Annotated in this window: 2 protein-coding genes; both read right to left on the reverse strand. The window is 44.1% G+C overall.

From position 1 onward, the window contains the following. Positions 1–64 precede the first annotated feature (64 nt). On the reverse strand, positions 65–913 hold the full coding sequence (locus L1073_RS17070) for a tetratricopeptide repeat protein (RefSeq protein WP_246901425.1): 849 nt from the start codon (positions 911–913) through the stop codon (positions 65–67). Further along, the coding region (locus tag L1073_RS17075) for a hypothetical protein (RefSeq protein ID WP_246901426.1) at positions 910–1,208 on the reverse strand (299 nt) is incomplete at its 5' end. The genes L1073_RS17070 and L1073_RS17075, both read right to left, overlap by 4 nt.

Consider the following 1,208-nt stretch of genomic DNA (forward strand, 5'->3'; position numbering starts at 1 on the left):
GCGTCGTCGTCGGTGAACATACCGAGTGCTGGCTAGAAACCCTCAAGGGTTCAATAAGCCAGCATCAATCGACGCGGCGAATAAAGCCGCCTCCGACCTGAATGTTATGCTCTTCTTGCCACGCCTGTGACTGACGGATAGCCTCATCGATCTGTTCTTGAGTCATTTTTTTGGCGACACGTTGTTTGCCTTCAGCGCCAGCGGTGCCGCTAAGGTCGTAATATTTGTAGGCTTTGACCAAGTCAATATCTGTACCAATGCCTTTTTCATAATATTTTGCGAGCGGATAAAAACCCACGCCGGGGCTTTCTGAAAACTTAGCGAAAGCTGCTTTTTTCTGCCACAAGAAAGATTTCCTATAATCCTTTTCGACACCATCGCCTGTTTTATATATGTAAGCTAAATTGCCGGATGACTGTCTATCTCCTGCTTCCCCAGCCTGACTCAACCAATATACTGCCTTTTGCATATCGCGAGGATACAGCTCTTCCCACTCACGCCCCCAGTAAGCCCTTCCTAACATTCGTTGAGCTAACACGTAGCCTGAACTTGCCGCTTCAGTAGCTAAATGTCTGGATTGTGCAACATTCTTATCTACGCATTCACCAGCGTAATACATCGCAGCTAACGCATATCCTGCATCTATGATCCCCGAAGACCACGCCCCTTTTAGAAGACTTGTCGCCTTGTCACAATCTTTTCTTATACCAAAATCTTTGCTTCCTCTCAGATAGAGAAGGCCTAGAATATATTGATTTTTCTCCACATCTGGCCCAGAAAGATCAGTAATGCTCTCTTTGCTCTGGGCTTCAATAGCTTGATTAAGTTGCTGATATGTTGGGTCCTGAAATAGAACTTCAGCTTTTACAGAGAAAACCATTAGCATGGCAGCTAAAAAAATTATCGCCTTCATCTATTAATCTCCATAACCAAAACATCTCTACTTGCTGGTTTGCTTTTGGGGGTAGAGAAAACTATTATGAGCTGAAGCTCTCTTTCAATCTCATTTTTTGAATAAACTTCGCTTCTTTTTAGTATGTAGGTTTTACCTGACGGTTTGAATTGAGGAGTATCTGTGTTTCTTGCGCCACCAAATCCTTCAAACTCAGATGTTGAGGCTAAGCTACCGTTGCCCTGAACTCTTCGATAAGAGTCATCAATCAATGTCTCCCTTGCTCCCGAGATTAGCTGTAAGCCCAGACTCATAC

Source organism: Chromohalobacter nigrandesensis (genome assembly GCF_023061285.1).
Taxonomy (GTDB): Bacteria; Pseudomonadota; Gammaproteobacteria; order Pseudomonadales; family Halomonadaceae; genus Chromohalobacter; species Chromohalobacter nigrandesensis.